Origin of the sequence: Primorskyibacter sedentarius (assembly GCF_004342065.1) — a bacterium.
GTDB classification, from domain to species: Bacteria; Pseudomonadota; Alphaproteobacteria; order Rhodobacterales; family Rhodobacteraceae; genus Primorskyibacter; species Primorskyibacter sedentarius.
In genome coordinates this window covers 21,040-38,924 of the sequence record NZ_SLZU01000004.1, presented here as the reverse complement: position 1 = coordinate 38,924, position 17,885 = coordinate 21,040, and the positions used below count along the sequence as shown (strand labels likewise).

Sequence of the window (17,885 nt, the reverse complement as noted above, 5' to 3'; positions counted from 1 at the left end):
TGCCCTTCAACAGCGGCGCGTTCGGGTCCTGATCCGAAAGCACCACCGGAATTTCCGAACGGGCCGCGCGCCCGTTTTTTTGTATCTGGAACGCTGATACGCATGTCTGATCTGATCGCCAAAGCCGCCATGGACAAACGCCTGGCCGAAATCGTGACCCCTGTCATAGAGGACATGGGGTTCGAGCTGGTGCGCATCCGTCTGATGGGTGGCAACACGCCGACCCTGCAAATCATGGCCGAACGTCCCGAAGGCGGGATCGAGGTCAACGACTGCGCCGATATCTCAACCGCCATCAGCGCCACGCTGGATGTCGAAGACCCGATTCTTGACGCCTACACGCTGGAAGTGTCCAGCCCCGGCATCGACCGCCCGCTGACCCGGCTGAAGGATTTCGATACCTACGAAGGCTACGAAGCCAAGCTGGAGACCGCCGAATTGCAGGGCGGACGCCGCCGGTTCAAGGGTGTGCTGGCAGGTGTCGAAGGGTCCGAAGTGCTGATCAATATCGATGAGGGCACGGTTGGCCTGCAATTCGATTGGCTGTCCGAGGCCAAGCTGGTCCTGACCGACGAGCTCATCAAGGAAATGCTGAAGGCCCGCAAGGCATCGGCTGTGAACGAAGACCAGTTTGACGCTATCGAGGCGGAAACGCCCGAAGAGGAGTAAGATAAATGGCAATAACCTCTGCCAACCAGCTAGAGCTTTTGCAGACCGCCGAGGCGGTTGCACGCGAAAAGATGATCGACCCCGGTCTGGTCGTCGAAGCGATGGAAGAGTCGCTCGCCCGTGCCGCAAAAAGCCGCTACGGCGCCGAGATGGACATTCGCGTCAACATCGACCGCAAGACCGGTCGCGCGAAATTCACCCGCGTGCGCACCGTGGTCGATGAAGAAGAGCTGGAAAACTATCAGGCGGAAATGACCGTTGAACAGGCCAGGCAATACATGGCGGACCCCCAGATCGGCGACACGTTCGTCGAAGAGGTCCCCCCGGTCGAGATGGGCCGGATCGCGGCACAGTCGGCCAAGCAGGTGATCCTGCAGAAGGTTCGCGAAGCAGAGCGTGACCGCCAGTACGAAGAATTCAAGGACCGCGCAGGCACGATCATCAACGGTCAGGTCAAGCGCGAGGAATATGGCAACGTCATCGTCGATATCGGCCGTGGCGAAGGCATCCTGCGCCGCAACGAAAAGATCGGCCGCGAAAGCTACCGCCCCAACGATCGTATCCGCTGCTACATCAAGGATGTGCGCCGCGAGGTTCGTGGCCCGCAGATCTTCCTGTCGCGCACCGATCCACAGTTCATGGCAGAGCTGTTCAAGATGGAAGTGCCGGAAATCTATGACGGCATCATCGAGATCAAGGCCGTGGCCCGTGACCCCGGTTCGCGCGCGAAGATCGCCGTGATCAGCTATGACGGCTCCATCGACCCTGTGGGTGCCTGCGTTGGTATGCGCGGCAGCCGCGTGCAGGCTGTCGTGAACGAGCTTCAGGGCGAAAAGATCGACATCATCCCCTGGAACGAGGACATTCCGACCTTCCTTGTGAACGCGCTGCAACCGGCCGAAGTGTCCAAGGTTGTCTTCGACGAAGATGCAGAACGTATCGAGGTCGTGGTGCCGGACGAGCAACTGTCGCTCGCCATCGGTCGTCGCGGTCAGAACGTGCGTCTGGCCAGCCAGTTGACCGGTCTTGATATCGACATCATGACCGAGGAAGAAGAATCCGCCCGGCGTCAGAAAGAGTTCGAGGAACGCACGAAGCTGTTCATGGAAGCGCTGGATCTGGACGAATTCTTTGCACAGCTTCTGGTCGCCGAAGGCTTCACCAACCTCGAAGAAGTGGCCTATGTCGATCAGGACGAACTGCTTGTGATCGATGGCGTGGATGATGCCACGGCGCTGGAACTTCAAACCCGCGCCCGCGAGCATCTTGAAGCGCAGGCACGCAAGGCTCTTGAGGCCGCGCGTGAACTTGGCGCCGAGGACAGCCTCATTGACTTCGACGGGCTCACCCCCCAAATGGTAGAGGCATTGGCGAAGGACGGCGTGAAGACGCTGGAAGATTTTGCCACCTGCGCCGATTGGGAACTGGCAGGCGGCTGGACCACGGTCGAAGGTGAACGTGTCAAGGATGACGGCATTCTTGAACCCTTCGAAATGTCACTGGAAGAGGCACAGACCCTCGTCATGACGGCCCGCGTTCTGCTGGGCTGGGTTGATCCTTCGGAACTGAACCCGGAGGTCGACGAAGATGGCGAAGCGGAAGAAGGCGCAGACGATGCCGATCCGACCGAGGAGACCGGCGCCTGAACGGGGCCGGTAGCGGGGGCGTAGAATGACTCGTGGCGGACGCCAGAAGGACCGTGAGGACGGACCGGAGCGCAAATGCATCGCCACGGGCGAAGTACAACCCGCGGCGGGGCTGATCCGTTTCGTGGTCGGTCCGGAGAACCAGATCGTCCCCGACATCCTGGGGCGCCTGCCCGGTCGGGGCATCTGGGTAAAGGCCGACAGGGCCGCGATTGAAAAAGCGGCTGCAAAGGGTCTGTTCGCGAGGGCCGCAAAGCAACCGGTTCAGATACCGGACGGTTTGGCGGATCTGGTAGAGACATTGCTGGTGCGACGGGTCGTGGACCTTGTCAGCCTGGCACGCAAATCCGGCGGCGCGGTCGCCGGGTACGAGAAGGTGAAGGACTGGCTGTCAAAGGAAGAGGCACAGGTTCTGATTCAGGCCAGCGACGGGTCTGAGCGCGGGAAGTCCAAGCTCAGCACGCCGCATTATGGCAATTTCATTGGTTGGCTCACTTCGGAAGAGCTGGGCTTGGCGTTCGGACGACAAACTGTGATACATGGCGCGCTTGGCGCTGGTGGACTCACGCAACGTGTTGTAGAGGATGCCCAACGACTGAAGGGCATGCGCATCGGCGCGTCCGATGCAGATCGCGGCGGCAGGGGCCGTCGGAAAGGATAAGAGAGCTTTATGAGCGATAGCGACGGTAAAAAGACTTTGGGTTTGCGCGGTGGTCCCCGGTCAGGGAATGTGAAGCAAAGCTTCAGCCATGGGCGGACAAAGAACGTCGTGGTTGAGACCAAGCGCAAGCGCGTTGTGGTTCCCAAGCCCGGTGCGTCAAAGCCAACGGGCGGCAGCGGTTCTGTCGGTGGCAAGGGTCCGCGTCCTGCGGGGATCTCCGACGCCGAAATGGATCGCCGCCTGAAGGCCGTTCAGGCCGCCAAGGCACGCGAAGTCGAAGAGGCCGCCAAGCGCGCGGCTGACGAAAAGGCACGCGCAGAAGAGCGCGAGCGCATGCGTGCCGAAAAGGAACAGAAAGAGCGCGAACAGCGCGAAGCCGAGGAAAAGGCCCGCCAGAAGGCGGAAGAGGAAGAGCGTCGGGCCCGCGATGCCGCCGCAGCCGCCTCCAAGGCCGCCGAAGAACCGGCAGCGCCCAAGCCCGAAGCCGCTCCGCGTCCCGCGAAGACGGCCGGTGGCCCCTCTGCGCCGACGACGGCCCGGAAGAAAGGCCGCGATGACGATGATCGCGGTGGCCGCAATAAATCTCGCGACGACGGGCGCAGGTCCGGCAAGCTGACGCTGAACCAGGCGCTGTCTGGCGAAGGCGGTCGGCAGAAGTCGATGGCCGCGATGAAGCGCAAGCAGGAACGTGCCCGCCAGAAGGCGATGGGCGGTCCGGTCGAGCGTGAAAAGGTCGTGCGCGACGTGCAATTGCCCGAAGCGATCACGGTGGGTGAACTTGCCAACCGGATGGCAGAGCGCGTGGCCGACGTGGTCAAGGCGCTAATGCAGAACGGCATCATGGCGACCCAGAACCAGTCGATCGACGCCGACACTGCGGAACTGATCATCGAAGAGTTTGGTCACAAGGTGACCCGCGTCTCCGATGCCGATGTGGAACAGGTCATCGAACAGGTCGAGGACAAGCCCGAGGATCTGAAGCCGCGTCCGCCGGTCATCACGATCATGGGCCATGTCGACCACGGCAAGACGTCGCTGCTGGATGCGATTCGTGACGCCAAGGTCGTCGCGGGCGAGGCTGGCGGCATCACCCAGCATATCGGCGCCTACCAGGTGACTACCGATAGCGGTGCGGTGCTGTCATTCCTCGACACGCCCGGCCACGCGGCCTTTACCTCGATGCGCTCACGCGGTGCTCAGGTGACGGATATCGTGGTGCTTGTGGTGGCGGCCGATGACGCGGTCATGCCGCAGACCATCGAAGCCATCAACCACGCCAAGGCTGCCGACGTGCCGATGATCGTGGCGATCAACAAGGTCGACAAGCCTGCCGCCAACCCGGACAAGGTGCGTACCGATCTGCTTCAGCACGAGGTGATCGTCGAAAAGATGTCCGGCGACGTGCAGGATGTCGAGGTTTCGGCCATCACCGGTCAGGGGCTCGATAACCTGCTCGAAGCCATCGCGCTTCAGGCAGAGATCCTCGACCTCAAGGCAAATCCAAGCCGCGCCGCTCAGGGTGCCGTGATCGAAGCGCAGCTCGACGTGGGCCGTGGCCCCGTAGCGACTGTTCTCGTTCAGAACGGCACGTTGCGGCAGGGCGATATCTTTGTTGTGGGTGAGCAGTACGGTAAGGTCCGCGCGCTTATCAACGATCAGGGCGAACGTGTCACAGAGGCAGGTCCGTCGGTTCCGGTCGAAGTGCTTGGCCTGAACGGAACGCCAGAGGCCGGCGACGTGCTGAACGTCACTGCGACAGAGGCTCAGGCCCGCGAAATCGCAGAATACCGTGCCAGCGCCGCCAAGGAAAAGCGCGCCGCAGCGGGTGCCGCGACGACGCTGGAACAGCTTATGGCGAAGGCCAAGGACGACGAGAACGTCAGCGAGCTGCCGGTTCTGGTCAAGGCCGACGTACAGGGGTCTGCCGAGGCGATTGTCCAGGCGATGGAAAAGATCGGCAACGACGAGGTGCGCGTGCGCGTCCTGCATTACGGTGTGGGTGCGATCACGGAAACCGATGTCGGGCTGGCCGAAGCCTCCGGCGCGCCGATCATCGGCTTCAACGTCCGTGCCAATGCCAGCGCCCGGAACACGGCCAACCAGAAGGGCGTGGAGATCCGCTACTATTCGGTGATCTACGACCTCGTGGACGATGTGAAAGCTGCCGCGTCCGGCCTGCTGTCCAACGAGATTCGCGAGCGGTTCATCGGCTATGCGAAGATCAAGGAAGTGTTCAAGGTCACCGGTGTCGGCAAGGTTGCCGGCTGTCTGGTCACCGAAGGCATCGCGCGCCGCTCTGCCGGTGTGCGCCTGCTGCGCGACGACGTGGTGATCCACGAAGGCACGCTGAAGACGCTGAAACGCTTCAAGGACGAAGTGCCAGAGGTGATTTCGGGTCAGGAATGCGGCATGGCCTTCGAAAACTACGACGATATTCGTCCCGACGATGTCATCGAGATTTTCGAGCGCGAGGAAGTCGAGCGCAAGCTCGACTGATCCAGCGCACCGCGACAAATTGATAAGGGGAGGCAAATTTGCCTCCCCTTTTTCTTTGGATCGCGTTTTCTACGTCAGGCCGTCGCCATTTGACTGCTTGAAACGCTCAGGACGCGTGCGACGCAGGAACGCCGGTAAAGACTTGGCTCCCGACACGCACGGCAATCCGCCCGTCCGAGAATGTGGTCTCAACCGTTCCCTGAACTGATACGCAGCTTCCAACTATGATGGTTTTCACCATGTCAGCTCTTCCCCAATTTCAACGACAAGTGGAAAGTACGAAGCAATGGTTAACGAACTAGAAGCAAGTTTATCGATATGAGGACATTTCAGACGAAATGTCCATTTTTTTGGCGCAAGACTGACGCTACGGCAGCTTTTTGCCTATAACCAGTCGCGAAGTATTGCAATCAGCGGAATATCTGCGGGTGGCATGGGGTAGTCGCGCAGGTCCTGCGGGCGCACCCATTTCAGGGTTTGGCCTTCTTGGGCGCGCGGAATCCCCTCCCACTTGCGGCAGGCAAAGAGCGGCATCAGAAGGTGAAAATCGTCATAGCCGTGGCTGGCAAAGGTCAGCGGGGCCAGACAGCTTGCCCATGTATCGATACCCAGTTCTTCCTGCAATTCCCGGATAAGCGCGGCTTCGGGTGTCTCGCCCGGCTCTACCTTGCCGCCTGGAAACTCCCACAGGCCGGCCATCGATTTACCTTCGGGCCGCTGCGCAAGCAGCACCCGTCCGTCGCGGTCGATCAGGGCGACAGCGGATACGAGAATGGTCTTCATCACTGTCCTTGAATTTAAGGCGGGGACAGGGGCAAGCCCCTGCAACCCTTGGATTTTTGCGCCACGATAACGCTCAGGACCGATAATCGGCGTTGATCGAGATGTAGCCGTGGGTCAGGTCGCAGGTCCAGACCGTCGCCGAGCCCTGACCAAGGCCAAGCGTGACATTGATCGGAATTTCGGGCTGCTTCATGACGGCCGCGCCCTGCTCCTCGCGGTACTCGGGTGACACCCAGCCGTTTTCCGCGACCAGCACATCCCCGAAACGGATGGTAAGCAGGTCCCGATCTGCCGCAGCACCGGATTTTCCGATCGCCATGACGATCCGACCCCAGTTCGGATCCTCGCCCGCGATGGCGGTCTTCACCAGCGGCGAATTGGCGATGGCCAAAGCGTGGGTGCGTGCATCGGCGTCCGAGGCAGCACCCGTCACGTTGACCTCGACGAATTTCGTGGCCCCTTCACCGTCGCGCACAACCTGATGGGCGAGGTCCAGCATGACCTTGTGCAGCGCGGCGCGGAAGGCGTCATTCCCCGCCTCGACTGCCACGCCAGACGCGCCCGTAGCGGCCATCAGAAGGGTGTCCGAAGTTGATGTGTCGCTGTCCACGGTGATGCAGTTGAACGTGCTATCGCTGATCTCCGACACCATGGGCTGCAGGGCATCGAAGCCGATCTTTGCATCGGTAAAGATATAGACCAGCATCGTGGCCATATCCGGGGCGATCATCCCCGACCCTTTGGCAATCCCGGCGATCTGCACCGTCCCGCCGGGCAGCGTCACCGTCGCGGCGCTGCCTTTCGGGAATGTGTCCGTGGTCATGATCGCACGGGCCGCGGCCGCGATACCGCCGGGCGCGAGCGCGCCTTTCAGCTCGTCAAGCTTGGCCGTGATGCGGTCATGCGGCAGGGGCTCTCCGATCACGCCGGTGGAGGAGCTGAAGACCCGCGTTTCGGGCAGATCAAGCGTTGCCGCCACAGCCGTGGTCACCGCGCGTGTGGCATCGACCCCGTTGCGCCCGGTAAACGCGTTGGAGTTGCCGGAATTCACGATGATCGCCGCCCCGGATGCCTGATCGCCGCCCAGCTTTTCCTGACAGTCGAGCACGGGGGCCGACCGCGTGGCTGACCGGGTGAAGACGCCCGCAACCGTGCTGCCCGGCACCAGCCGGGCCAGCATCACATCCGTGCGCCCGGCATAGCGTACGCCCGCCTCGGCAACAGCGAAATCCACGCCGCCGATCACGGGAAGCTCCGGAAAATTGGCCGGAGCGAGAGGAGAGACCGCGAGAGTCTTCGCCATGGATCAGTCCTCGAGCAGGCTGAGATCGTTCAGCGCGTTGACGTCGATCTCTTCCTTGGAGACCTTTTCGACCTCGGAGGCCTCGACCAGTTCGGTGATCTTCGCCTCTACGGCGGCGCGCTGAACCTCTCCGGTCAGCTCATCGCGAACGGCATCCAGTTCAGGCGCCGCCAGGGCGCGTGTCTCGTTCAGCTTGATGACATGCCAGCCGAAATCGGTCTGGACCGGGCCAGAGATCGTGCCTGCTTCGAGGGTTTCGACGGCCTCCTGGAAGGGTGCCACCATCATGCCCGCGCTGAACCAGCCAAGCTCGCCCCCGTTGGGACCGGAAGGGCCAGTCGATTTCTCGCGTGCAAGCTCCGCGAAATCGGCACCGCCGTCGAGCTCTTCGGCAATGGCCGCGGCCTCTTCTTCGGTCGCGACAAGGATATGCGAGGCGTTGTATTCCTGTCCCAGCTCTGCACTGGCGTATTTCGCGTCGTAAGCCGACTGCAACGCCTCTTCGCTGACCGCTGCGGTGGCGACCTGCTCGATGGCTTCGCTCGCCAACAGGGTGCGGCGCTCATTGTCGAGCGCGATCTTCACCCGCCGGCTTTCTTCGGCCCCTTCGGACTGCGCCAGAGCCGCTTGCTGGACCAACTGCTCAAGGATGCCGTCGAACAACACTTCGGCAGGCACCTGCTGGTACTGCTCGGGCAGTCCGGCACGCACCATGATCATGTGACCAAGCGTGATCTCGGTGCCGTCCACAGTGGCAACAACCGTATCGGCGGTGGGGGCGTCAAGGGCCTGCACCGGAAGCGCCGTTGTGCAGAGCAGCGCGATTGTCGACAGTTTAAGGAGGTGTTTTGGCATTGTTTCGTCCTTCTTGGGCGGATGCGCCCTTGGGCGGCGTTGACACTTTTCCGACCGACCCTTACATCGCCGAAGGGCCTTTGCCGGGCCGGTCATTCACCCGACTCATATGGGGTGTACGCGGGGCGGGCAAGCAGGATGCCACACACGATGGCGTCAGAAAGCGACGGAGAGACCATGCTGGGAATCGGAAAACTCGCGCGGAAGGTATTCGGAACCCCGAATGACCGCCAGATAAAGGCGACCCGACCGCTGGTCGAAAAGGTCAATGCCTTGGAGCCGGAATTCGAGAAACTGTCCGACGAGGGGCTGATCGAGAAGACCGAGGAGCTGCGCAAGCGGCTGGCCGACGGCGCCAAGCTGGATGATCTGCTGCCAGAAGCCTTCGCCAACTGCCGTGAAGGCGCCAAGCGCGCTTTGGGCCTGCGCGCCTTTGATGTGCAGCTGATGGGCGGCATCTTCATGCATCAGGGCAATATTTCCGAAATGAAGACCGGTGAGGGCAAGACGCTTGTCGCGACCTTCCCGGCCTATCTGAACGCACTCACCGGCAGGGGCGTGCATATCGTTACCGTCAACGACTACCTCGCCCGTCGGGATGCCGAGTGGATGAGCAAGGTTTATGCCGCACTAGGCATGACGACCGGTGTCGTCTACCCCCAGCAGCCCGAGGAAGAGAAGCGCGCAGCCTATGCCTGCGACATCACCTACGCGACGAACAACGAGCTAGGCTTTGACTATCTGCGCGACAACATGAAGTCAGAGCTGAGCCAGATGAGCCAGCGCGACCACTATTTCGCCATCGTCGACGAAGTGGACAGCATCCTGATCGACGAAGCGCGGACGCCTCTGATCATTTCGGGCCCGGCGCAGGATCGGTCCGAGCTGTATGTCAGCATCGACCGTTTGATCCCCGATCTGACGGACGAACACTATACGATCGACGAAAAGACGCGGAACGTGACCTTCACCGACGAAGGCAACGAGTTTCTGGAAAAGCATCTGCTCGCCCGCGGAATTCTGCCCGAGGGGCAATCGCTTTACGACCCCGAGAGCACGACAATTGTTCACCATGTGAACCAGGGTCTGCGCGCGCATAAGCTGTTCCAGAAGGACAAGGACTATATCGTCCGCGACGGCAACGTGGTCCTGATTGACGAATTCACCGGCCGCATGATGGCCGGGCGTCGCCTGTCCGAAGGCTTGCACCAGGCCATCGAGGCCAAGGAAGACTGCAAGATCCAGCCCGAGAACGTGACGCTCGCCAGCGTGACCTTCCAGAACTACTTCCGCCTTTATGACAAGCTTGCCGGCATGACCGGGACGGCCACCACCGAAGCCGAGGAATTTTCCGAAATCTACGGTCTGGGCGTGGTCGAGGTTCCGACCAACCGTGAAATCGCGCGGATCGACGATGACGACAAGGTCTACCGCACGGCGCGCGAAAAATATGATGCCATCGTTGAAGAGATCAAGCTGGCACATGAAAAGGGCCAGCCGGTGCTGGTGGGCACGACCTCTATCGAGAAGTCGGAAATGCTGTCGCAACTGCTGACAACTGCCGGGCTGAAGCACAACGTTCTGAACGCGCGTCAGCACGAACAGGAAGCGCAGATCGTCGCCGACGCGGGCAAGCTAGGCGCGATTACCATCGCGACGAACATGGCGGGCCGTGGGACGGACATCAAACTTGGCGGCAATGTCGAATTCAAGGTGATGGAGGCGCTCGCAGCAGACCCGGAGGCTAACCCGGACGAAATCCGCAGCCGGATCGAAGCAGGGCATGCCGCCGACGAACAGGCGGTGAAGGACGCGGGCGGCTTGTTCGTTCTCGCGACAGAGCGCCACGAAAGCCGCCGGATCGACAACCAGCTGCGCGGCCGGTCGGGCCGTCAGGGTGATCCGGGCCGCTCTTCCTTCTTCCTGTCGCTCGAAGACGACCTGATGCGGATCTTCGGGTCAGAGCGTCTGGACAAGGTGCTGTCGTCGCTTGGCATGAAGGAAGGCGAGGCGATTGTGCATCCTTGGGTCAACAAATCGCTGGAACGTGCGCAGGCCAAGGTCGAGGGACGCAACTTCGACATCCGCAAGCAGTTGCTGAAGTTCGATGACGTAATGAACGACCAGCGCAAGGTGATCTTCAGCCAGCGCCGCGAGATCATGGAAACCGAGGATCTGTCGGAAATCACGCAGGACATGCGCGAGCAGGTGATCGATGATCTGGTGACCCAATACATCCCGCCAAAGACCTATGCGGACCAGTGGGACATGCAGGGGCTATATGCGGCGGTGATCGAACACCTCAATATCGACGAACCGGTCATTGCCTGGGGCGAAGAGGAAGGTGTTGACGACGAGGTAATCCGCGAGCGTCTGGAAGAGGCCGCGGAAAAGAGCATGGCCAAGAAGCTTGAGGCCTTCGGCGAAGCGACCATGCGCCAGATTGAGAAACAGATCCTGCTTCAGACCATCGACGGCAAGTGGCGCGAGCATCTTCTGACGCTGGAACATCTCCGCTCTGTCGTTGGGTTCCGTGGCTATGCCCAGCGCGATCCGCTGAACGAATACAAGACCGAAGCCTTCCAGCTTTTCGAAACCATGCTGGACAGCCTTCGTGCCGAAGTGACTCAGAAGCTTGGGCAGATCCGCCCGATGAGCGAAGAAGAGCAAAAGGCCATGGCACAGCAGATTGCCGCTCAGCAGGCGATGCTGCAACGGCAGGCCGAAGCCGCCGCCGCGCCCCCGGCCCCGACACCCGACAGCGCCCCGGCATCCGGCGCCGCAGTCGCGACGGCCGCAGGGACCGCTGCAGAGGGTTTCGACGAGGCAAACCCCGAAACCTGGGGCAATCCGGGCCGCAACGATCCCTGCCCTTGCGGGTCCGGCAAGAAGTTCAAGCACTGCCACGGCAAGCTGACCTGACTTGCGACAGGCGAGGCGCTGGCATTCTCCGGCCGTTTGGGGATAACGCACAACACGCGCCTCGCCTGCTGCAGTCCGTGGTTGAAAAGCTGTGGCGAAAGCCCGACACTTGCCGCCAACTGACAGAACGCGAACCGGGAACCGACATGGGATTGATGCGTGCGGCGATGATCGCCGCATTTTTCATTGTGGCTAAGGCAAGTGTCCTGTCTGCGCAGGAAGTTACCCTGACCACGCCGGACGGAAATCTCTCGATTTCCGGGACTGTTCTGGGATTCGACGGCGCCTTATACCGCCTGTCCACCGATTATGGCGAGCTGACTGTCGATGGGACGCGTCTGGTCTGCGTCGGCGACGGCTGTCAGGATCCAGAGACTTACGTGGCGGATGTGCAGATTTCCGGCTCTGCGGCTCTGGGCGGCGTGCTGATGCCCGCCCTGATCGAGGCCTTCGCGCTGCGCAATGACCTCCGGGCTACCCGCGAAACGCTGGACGACAGCCACTTCACCTACCGCATCGCCAACAAGGACGGCCGCGACCTTGGCCTGTTCCGTTTCCGCGTGACCACGACCGATGAAGGCTTTGCCGACTTGCTGGCGGACGAGGCCGATATTGCCATGGCGCTGCGCGAGGTCCGCTCCTCCGAGGCGAAACTCGCCCGTGAGGCTGGGTTGGGCCGCCTGCGCGGAGTGAACCGCAGCCGCGTTCTGGCGCTGGACGCGCTTTTGCCCGTGGTCGCGGCCAGAAACCCGGTGAAGGCGATCAGTCTTGCGGGTCTTGCGCAGGTACTGTCCGGCAAGATCGACAATTGGCAGGCCTTCGGGGGGCTGGACGCGCCGATCAACATATACCTGCCAGAAGGGCAGACCGGGCTTAGCCAATCCATAGAGGACAGGTTGCTGCGGCCCGCCAACCTCAAATTCACGCAGGCCATCAGCAGGCATCCCACCAACCGGGACGTCACTCAGGCCGTGTCGGGCGATCCGCACGGGCTGGGCATCGCCAGCTTTTCGGACCTTGGGACAACCCGCGCCCTGACACTGATCGGTACATGCGGGTTTTCGCAGAGCGCCACACGCCGCGGCGTAAAGACCGAGGACTATCCGCTCACAACGCCGCTGTTTTTATACCTCCCCGCCCGTCGCCTGCCGGAACTGGCACGCGATTTCCTGACCTTCACACGCAGCCAGACGGCCCAGATCGTCATCCGCCGGACCGGCTATGTCGATCAGGCGCCCGAGGAAATCCCGGTGAGTCTGCAAGGTGACCGCTTCGTGAACGCTATCCGCGTGGCCGGGGATGTGGGTGGGCTGGACGGGCTGCGCGAGATGACGCAAAGCCTGAGCGGAATGCGGCGGCTGACCACCTCTTTCCGTTTCGAGCCCGGCTCTGCCGGTCTGGATGCGCAGTCCCGCTCTAACGTGCAACAACTGGCGCGGGCGTTGGAGGCAGGTCGCTATGACAACAGGAAGCTGGTCTTTGTAGGCTTCAGCGACGGTCAGGGCCCGGCCGACACCAACCTGACTATCGCTGCCCGCCGCGCGTTGGTTGTGCGCGATGCCGTCCTGTCAGCCGCCAAAACCGCGCGGATGGACAGTATCGAGATCGAAACCGACGCCTATGGCGAAGCCATGCCAATGGCCTGTGACGATACAAGCTGGGGGCGTCAGGTGAACCGCAGGGTTGAGGTCTGGCTTCAATGACAGGCAACCGTCCTGCCGCCTAATGCGCGTCACGGGGTGGCATCTGGCGGAGCAATGCTCAGAGCAAGCCCTCGGCCCGGAAGCTTAGCTCACGCGACTTTCCGACGATCAGGTGGTCGTGCAGGGTCAGGCCCAACGCCTCTGCCGCTGTCTGGATCTGCCGCGTCATGTCGATGTCGGATTGCGAGGGGGTCGGATCACCGGACGGGTGGTTGTGGACAAGGATCAGCGCGCTTGCATTCAGCTCCAACGCCCGTTTCACGACCTCTCTGGGATAGACGGGGACATGATCAACCGTGCCTTGGGCCTGCGCCTCGTCAGCGACCAGCACGTTCTTGCGATCCAGAAACAGAACGCGAAACTGCTCTGTCTCGCGATGGGCCATCGTGGTGTGGCAGTAATCCAGCAAGGCATCCCAGCTAGAGACGACCTGCCTTTGGATGACTTTTGCGCGGGAAAGACGGTGCGCTGCGGCCTCCACGATCTTGAGTTCCTGTATGACGGCGGGGCCAACGCCCCTGACCTCTTCCAATCGGGTGACCGGGGCAGAGACGACACGGTTGAAATCGCCAAAGGTCTCGATCAGCAATCGGGCCAGCGGTTTGACATCCTGTCTGGGGATCGCCCGGAACAAGAGCAGCTCCAGCAATTCGTAATCCGGCATCGCGTCTGCGCCGCCCGCCATGAAGCGTTCGCGCAGCCGTTTGCGATGGTCCGCCATGTAGGACGGCACCTTGCCGCCCGCGCGGACCGGCACCGGTTCAGCCTCGTCCGCAAGGAAGATCGGCAAGGGCGGTTCGGAGAAATTCTGACTGCGACTCATGGGGAAAGAATGTCGAAGGGACGGTAAGGAAAGCGTTAACGCCTGACGCAGACCATCGGTGCGCTTGCCCTTCGCAGCCATGCCGCGCTAGAGCTTGCAGACGCAGGCCGGGGCAGCATTCATGAGTTTCGATACGATCTTTCTATTGCTGGCCAGCGGTTTCGCGGCGGGTGTTCTGAATGCCGTTGCGGGCGGCGGTACGTTCCTGACTTTTCCCGCGCTCATCTTCACCGGTGTTCCCCCGATCGCAGCCAATGCAACCGCCACGGTTGCGGCCCTCCCCGGCTATTTTGCCAGCGCATATGCCTTCCGCAGCAGTATCGCGCAGGAAGGCGCATTGAGGCTGCGAAACGTATTACTGATCGCGCTTGCCGGCGGATTGGCAGGGGCCATCCTTTTGCTGATCACCCCGTCAAAGCTGTTCTCCGGTCTCGTGCCATGGCTGCTGCTTGTCGCAACGGTCCTTTTCGCGCTCGGTCCCTGGCTGGTGAGGCGTCTGCAACACGCGGGCGTCGGGGAGGCGGGCGCGGCGCTGTCCGTTTTCGCCTTTGGCATCGTCTGCACCTATGGGGGCTATTTCAACGGCGGCCTCGGGATCATTCTGCTCGCCACGATGGGATTGGTCGGCTTCACCAATCTTGACGGGATGAACGGGCTGAAAAACCTGATGTCTGCGGTCATTTCGGTGATCTCGGCAGCGGTCCTAGCACTTGGAGGGCTGATCTGGTGGCCGCAGGCGATGGTGATGGCGGTGGCAGCCATGGCGGGCGGGTTTTTCGGCGGCTGGGCGGCGCAGCGCATAAAGAACAAGGCTCTGCTGCGCGCGGGGATTGTCATGGTCGGGCTGATCATGACCGTTGTTTTCTTCGCGCGGCAATAGCGCCCGCCCACGGCGAAACGAAAAAGGACCGGGAGTTTCCCGGTCCCTTCGTTTAGCCAAAGACCTTACGGCCCGCGGACTAGTGCTTTTTCTTCTTCGGCGGCATCAGGTCGGTGATCGTGCCTTCGAACATCTCGGCCGCGAAGTTCACCGTTTCCGACAGGGTCGGGTGCGGGTGAATGGTGTGGCCCAGATCGACCGCATCCGCGCCCATTTCGATGGCCAGCGCTACCTCGGCAATCAGATCGCCCGCATTGGTGCCGACGATCAACCCGCCAATGATCCGGTCGTCTTCGGGATCAAACAGGAGCTTGGTCATGCCTTCGGAACGGCCATTCGACAGCGCCTTGCCCGACGCGGCCCATGGGAACACGCCCTTTTCGTACTTGATGCCTTTGGCCTTGGCCTCGGTCTCGGTAACACCGGCCCAAGCGACCTCCGGGTCGGTATAGGCAACCGAGGGGATCAGGCGGGCGTCAAAGTGACGGTTCTGACCGGCGCACACCTCTGCAGCGACCTTGCCTTCATGCACAGCTTTATGCGCCAGCATTGGCTGGCCCACGACGTCGCCAATGGCAAAAATATGCGGCACGCCTGTGCGTTGCTGGCCGTCAACGGCGATGAAGCCGCGTTCGTCCACCGCCACACCGGCCTTTTCGGCATCGATCAGCTTGCCATTGGGTTTGCGACCCACAGCGACCAGGATCTTGTCGAACGTGTCGGTGCTGGTCTCGCCCTTGTCATCCTCGAAGGTGACTTTCAGACCCTTCTTCTGGGCCTCGACCGCCGTGACCTTGGTCTTCAGCTTGATCGCCTCGTAGCGGCCTTCGATACGCTTGTGCAAAGGCTTCACGATGTCCTTGTCGGCGCCGGGGATGATTTGATCCATCAACTCGACCACGGTGATCTTGGAGCCAAGCGCGTCATAGACACAGGCCATTTCCAGACCGATGATGCCGCCGCCAAGAACGAGCATGCGCTTCGGGATGTCCTTAAGCTCCAGCGCGCCGGTGGAATCGATCACCCGATCGTCGTCATGCGGGATGAAGGGCAGGTTTACGGGCTCTGACCCGGCTGCGATGATGCATTGATCAAAGCTGACGGTTTTCACGCCGTCATCCGTCGTGACCTCAATCATGTTCGGACCGGTGAAGACACCGTAGCCCTGAACGACCTCCACCTTGCGGCCTTTGGACAGACCTTTCAGCCCGCCGGTCAGCTGACCGACAACGCCGTCCTTGAAGCTGCGCAAGTCGTCCAGATCGATCTTGGGCTTGGTGAACGACACACCATGCGCGCCCATCTCTTCGGCCTCGGTGATCACCTTGGCGACATGCAGCAGCGCCTTGGACGGGATACACCCGACGTTCAGGCATACGCCGCCCAGCGAGGGGTACTTCTCGATCAGGACGACCTTCTTGCCAAGGTCGGCAGCCCGGAACGCAGCGGTGTAGCCGCCAGGGCCGGACCCAAGCACGACGACCTCGGCATGGATGTCGCCTGCACCGGAGGCGGTACCGGTTGCCGCCACGGATGCCGGTGCCGGACTTGATCCGGCACCTTGCGCGGCAGGCCCCGGCTCTTCGGCCGGGGCAGGTTGTGCGCCGTCAGCGGCGTCAGCACCCTCGAAGACCATGATCACTGTGCCCTCAGAGACCTTGTCGCCCTCGGAAACCTTGATCTCCTTGACGGTCCCAGCCGCAGGGCTGGGCACTTCCATCGTGGCCTTGTCGCTTTCTATCTCGATCAGCGGATCCTCGGCGGCGACAGTGTCGCCAACCGAGACAAGAACCGTGACGACGGGCACATCGGTGAAATCGCCGATATCGGGAACTTTAATGTCCATCTTGCGATCTCCTTACCACATCAACTTGCGCATATCGCCGAGCAGCGTCTTGAGCGTCACGGTGAACCGTGCAGCCAAGGCCCCATCGACGGCACGATGGTCATAGGACAGCGACAGCGGCTGCATCAGGCGGGGCACAAACTCCTCGCCATTCCAGACCGGTGCCATCTTGGACCGTGTCAGGCCCAGAATGGCCACCTCGGGTGCGTTGACGATGGGGGTGAAGGATGTCCCGCCGATACCGCCAAGCGACGAGATCGTGAAGGTGGCACCCTGCATATCCTTGGACTTCAGCTCGCCGTCGCGGGCCGCTTTGGACAGGCTCATCAGCTCTTTGGAGATCTCGACAAGACCCTTGCGATCCGCATCCTTGATCACCGGAACCATCAGGCCGTTGGGCGTATCCGCCGCGAAGCCGATATTGTAGAAATCCTTCTTGATCAGTTTGTCCCCATCGGGATGGATCGAGCTGTTGAATTCCCAATGCTGCTTCAGCGCCGACACGCTCGCCTTGATGACAAAGGACAGCAGCGTGACGCGGTAGCCCTCTTCCTTGGCCTGCGTGTCCATCTCCTTGCGGTACTTGTCCAGCTCGGTGATGTCGGCCTCGTCATTATGGGTCACATGCGGGATGTTCAGCCAGGACCGGTGCAGCGCAGGGCCCGAGATCTTTTTGATCCGGGACATCTCCACTTCTTCGATGGGTCCAAATTTGGAGAAATCCACAGCCGGGATCGGCGGGATACCCATACCACCCTGAGCACCACCCGCAGCGGCAGCAACAGGTGCAACCGTGGATTTCAGCGCCTTCATCACGTCTTCGCGCAGGATGCGTCCCTTGCGGCCGGATCCGTTGACCTTGGTCAGGTCGACCTCGACATTCCGGGCAAATGCACGAACCGATGGCGAGGCATGCACCTTGCCAAATCCGGCATCCGTGACCGGCGCGGGCGCCGCTGCCGGAGCAGCCGCTGGGGCTGTGGCGGCGGGCGCGGCAGCCGGGGCCGCAGCAGGCGCCTCTTTCGGGGCCTCTGCAGCCCCTTCCCCTTCAACGATCAGGATCACGGCGCCTTCGGACACGCGGTCGCCTTCGGCAACCTTGATTTCCTTGACGACGCCCGCGGCAGAGGACGGAACCTCCATCGTGGCCTTGTCGGATTCCAGTTCAACGATCGGATCTTCGAGGGCGATTGTATCGCCAACGCTGACCAGGACGGTGACCACGGGGACATCGTTAAAATCGCCGATGTCGGGTACTTTGACTTCAGTTGTCATATTTCTTGTCTCCTCTCGTCCCG

The 17,885-nt window shown here is 61.6% G+C and carries 13 protein-coding genes; 7 read left to right on the top strand and 6 right to left on the bottom strand.

Translation table 11 applies throughout. From position 1 onward, the window contains the following. Positions 1-102: 102 nt before the first annotated feature. Genes rimP through infB form a run of 4 tightly spaced genes read left to right on the top strand, consistent with a single transcriptional unit; the run spans position 103 to position 5,472 of the window. Positions 103-669 carry a ribosome maturation factor RimP gene (rimP, locus tag EDD52_RS08310; protein WP_132243790.1) on the top strand — a complete coding sequence of 189 codons (567 nt, stop codon included), beginning with the start codon at positions 103-105 and terminating at the stop codon, positions 667-669. A gap of 5 nt (positions 670-674) precedes the next feature. After that, positions 675-2,315: a transcription termination factor NusA gene (nusA, locus tag EDD52_RS08305; RefSeq protein WP_132243788.1), complete on the top strand. Its 1,641-nt coding sequence runs from the start codon at positions 675-677 to the stop codon at positions 2,313-2,315. Positions 2,316-2,340: 25 nt separating this feature from the next. After that, the gene (locus tag EDD52_RS08300; protein ID WP_132243786.1) at positions 2,341-2,976 is read left to right on the top strand and encodes an RNA-binding protein; all 636 of its coding nucleotides are present in this window, start codon (positions 2,341-2,343) and stop codon (positions 2,974-2,976) included. A 9-nt stretch (positions 2,977-2,985) separates the two neighbouring features. Then, positions 2,986-5,472, top strand: a complete 2,487-nt coding sequence (gene infB, locus EDD52_RS08295) for a translation initiation factor IF-2 (RefSeq protein ID WP_132243784.1) — start codon at positions 2,986-2,988, stop codon at positions 5,470-5,472. A gap of 384 nt (positions 5,473-5,856) precedes the next feature. Here the strand turns inward: infB and mutT are convergent, their stop codons facing one another. From mutT to EDD52_RS08280, 3 genes are all read right to left on the bottom strand, one after another. Then, on the bottom strand, positions 5,857-6,255 hold the full coding sequence (gene mutT / locus EDD52_RS08290) for an 8-oxo-dGTP diphosphatase MutT (protein WP_132243782.1): 399 nt from the start codon (positions 6,253-6,255) through the stop codon (positions 5,857-5,859). A 73-nt stretch (positions 6,256-6,328) separates the two neighbouring features. Then, on the bottom strand, positions 6,329-7,558 hold the full coding sequence (argJ, locus tag EDD52_RS08285) for a bifunctional glutamate N-acetyltransferase/amino-acid acetyltransferase ArgJ (protein WP_132243780.1): 1,230 nt from the start codon (positions 7,556-7,558) through the stop codon (positions 6,329-6,331). Positions 7,559-7,561: 3 nt separating this feature from the next. Then, the gene (locus EDD52_RS08280) at positions 7,562-8,413 is read right to left on the bottom strand and encodes a peptidylprolyl isomerase (protein ID WP_132243778.1); all 852 of its coding nucleotides are present in this window, start codon (positions 8,411-8,413) and stop codon (positions 7,562-7,564) included. Between the two features lie 177 nt (positions 8,414-8,590). Between EDD52_RS08280 and secA the strand changes: the two genes are divergently transcribed. Together secA and EDD52_RS08270 are read left to right on the top strand one after the other, a co-directional pair. Continuing rightward, the gene (gene secA / locus EDD52_RS08275; protein WP_132243776.1) at positions 8,591-11,335 is read left to right on the top strand and encodes a preprotein translocase subunit SecA; all 2,745 of its coding nucleotides are present in this window, start codon (positions 8,591-8,593) and stop codon (positions 11,333-11,335) included. Between the two features lie 146 nt (positions 11,336-11,481). Further along, positions 11,482-13,038 carry a phosphate ABC transporter substrate-binding/OmpA family protein gene (locus tag EDD52_RS08270; protein WP_132243774.1) on the top strand — a complete coding sequence of 519 codons (1,557 nt, stop codon included), beginning with the start codon at positions 11,482-11,484 and terminating at the stop codon, positions 13,036-13,038. Between the two features lie 58 nt (positions 13,039-13,096). Here EDD52_RS08270 and radC read toward each other — a convergent pair whose 3' ends face one another. Beyond that, on the bottom strand, positions 13,097-13,861 hold the full coding sequence (radC, locus tag EDD52_RS08265) for a RadC family protein (protein ID WP_132243772.1): 765 nt from the start codon (positions 13,859-13,861) through the stop codon (positions 13,097-13,099). 121 nt (positions 13,862-13,982) lie between these two features. On the opposite strand from radC, the gene EDD52_RS08260 reads away from it, so the two are divergent. Further along, entirely contained in the window at positions 13,983-14,741 is a 759-nt protein-coding gene (locus EDD52_RS08260) for a sulfite exporter TauE/SafE family protein (protein ID WP_132243770.1), read from the top strand. A 79-nt stretch (positions 14,742-14,820) separates the two neighbouring features. Here EDD52_RS08260 and lpdA read toward each other — a convergent pair whose 3' ends face one another. Next, complete coding sequence (gene lpdA / locus EDD52_RS08255) at positions 14,821-16,587, bottom strand: dihydrolipoyl dehydrogenase (RefSeq protein WP_132243768.1); 1,767 nt, start codon at positions 16,585-16,587, stop codon at positions 14,821-14,823. A gap of 12 nt (positions 16,588-16,599) precedes the next feature. Beyond that, positions 16,600-17,862 carry a dihydrolipoyllysine-residue acetyltransferase gene (aceF, locus tag EDD52_RS08250; protein WP_132243766.1) on the bottom strand — a complete coding sequence of 421 codons (1,263 nt, stop codon included), beginning with the start codon at positions 17,860-17,862 and terminating at the stop codon, positions 16,600-16,602. Positions 17,863-17,885 lie beyond the last annotated feature (23 nt).